Origin of the sequence: Succinivibrio sp., assembly GCF_045124615.1 — a bacterium.
GTDB classification, from domain to species: Bacteria; Pseudomonadota; Gammaproteobacteria; order Enterobacterales; family Succinivibrionaceae; genus Succinivibrio; species Succinivibrio faecicola.
In genome coordinates this window covers 1-1,799 of the sequence record NZ_JBGVMC010000032.1, presented here as the reverse complement: position 1 = coordinate 1,799, position 1,799 = coordinate 1, and the positions used below count along the sequence as shown (strand labels likewise).

The window sequence follows — 1,799 nt, the reverse complement described above, 5'->3', positions numbered from 1 at the left end:
ATTGCCTTTTGATAATAAAGGACTTGATCCTGAAGGTATAACAATTGATAAGGACGGTAATTTCTATATTTGCGATGAATATGGTCCTTTTGTTATCAAGTATTCAAAAGATGGTAAGGAGTTAAAACGTTTTTATCCAGGACATGGTCTTCCTGAGATACTAAAGTACAGAATCGAGAATAGAGGCTGTGAAGGTGTTTCTCTTACACCATCAGGAGAGCTTGCTGTTTTAGAGCAGAGTGTTCTTGAAATCAAACGCTATGGTAAAAAATCATCACCAACAGCTAAGTTCACTAGAGTTGTTTTAACCGATCCAAATACAGGTAAATTCAGAACTTATGCATATCCAATTGATGTAGATGAGTGCAAAAAGCCAAAGGATGCAAAGCTTGGAGATATTCTTGCTCTGTCAGATACTGAATTTTTGATTATTGAACAAGGCAAAGACAAGAATAAGAAAATGAGAAACCTTATTTATAAGGTAGATTTTTCAAATGCTACTGATATTACTGACTTTAAAAAGGATGGTTTTGAACCTGAGTTCTATCTGGACAGCGCTGATATTGTTATGGGCGAGAAGACTTTAGTTGCTGATTTAAGAGCACTTGGCTATGTGCATGAAAAGGCAGAAGGTCTTGCTCTTCTTGATGACAGACAGACTCTTGTTGTAATCAATGACAATGATTTTGGTGTTGATGTAAAAATCAAGGATAAGAAACGTAAGGAGAAAATTACAGATTACACTGTTGATTCAAATAAACAGCTGTACTTTGATGATATAAGTTCAGATGCAAAAATCAAATTCGGTTATTTAAGTGATGAAGAAAGTGTAAATGAGCTCTTCTTTGTAAAACTTGATGAGAAACTGTAATTAAATTTAAACATACCTAAGATCTTTAGATAAAAGTATCAGAAGATCTTTTTAAAACATAAGTAGAAAATCATTAATTGATTTTCAATGTTTACAGAATTTACTTCTATATAGAGAACGGCGATCTGTCAAGCAAATAATTTAAAAAACATATAAAATAATTTTGCTCTCCATGCAATCAGATAACTCTATGAATTTACGTAAGTTTATTTATAAGTAAGGCTGTTTTTTAAGACAAAGGAATAACGTGGGCACTTTGTTACGCTGTTGTGGTTAAAGTGTTCCTTTGATGTTTAACTGTTAACTGTTGCTCTTCTGGTTCTGTTACTTAATCGCTATGCAATTATCCTAAAGTTCGGTTCAGTAGTCATGATTAAATCTTCTTTATGAACCCTGGTAGGGATTTCTATATAATGTTTTTAACGTCTTGGCCTGTAAAGACAGGTGATAAGACAACAAGTCTGTGTGTTAACTGAATAAATCTGAATACTTCAATTTAAAAAGTACAGCTAAGAGAAATAACTCCCTTGTTTGGCTGTCTCTGCTTTTATTTTTGTCAGATTTACTTCCAGAGAATTTCCCTGGAGAGATTTTTCTCAAATATACTGAATAATGTATTCGTTATGTTCTATGGGATCTTTTTATTAAAACTGCTGGTGCAAATTTAATTTACTTCACGTTTGGCATTCGTACTCTTTTATAACCTTTAATAAAATCACCATTCAGCTCAATCCAATCTTTCGAGATCATTTATTTCAAGTTCTTGAACTTCGTTATGCTCAACAAGGTATGCTACAAGTGTTGCAGACTGTCTTCTGAAAGGACCTTCAGGATCACTTAAATCAATGAGCTGATTTTTATTTTTAAACTCTGCAAGGTATGGGCTTAGAGTACTGTCCTGTTTATGCTGTTCTAAAAGATTATTCTG

Annotated in this window: 2 protein-coding genes; one reads left to right on the top strand and one right to left on the bottom strand. The window is 33.1% G+C overall.

Annotation, left to right across the window (positions count from 1 at the left end; all coding sequences use genetic code 11):
- A partial coding sequence (locus ACJML3_RS00785; protein WP_406019762.1) for an esterase-like activity of phytase family protein occupies positions 1 to 871 on the top strand: 871 nt, incomplete at its 5' end.
- A gap of 727 nt (positions 872 to 1,598) precedes the next feature.
- Here the strand turns inward: ACJML3_RS00785 and ACJML3_RS00780 are convergent.
- Positions 1,599 to 1,799, bottom strand: a 201-nt coding sequence (locus ACJML3_RS00780; protein WP_406019760.1) for a hypothetical protein, incomplete at its 5' end; no start/stop codon positions are given.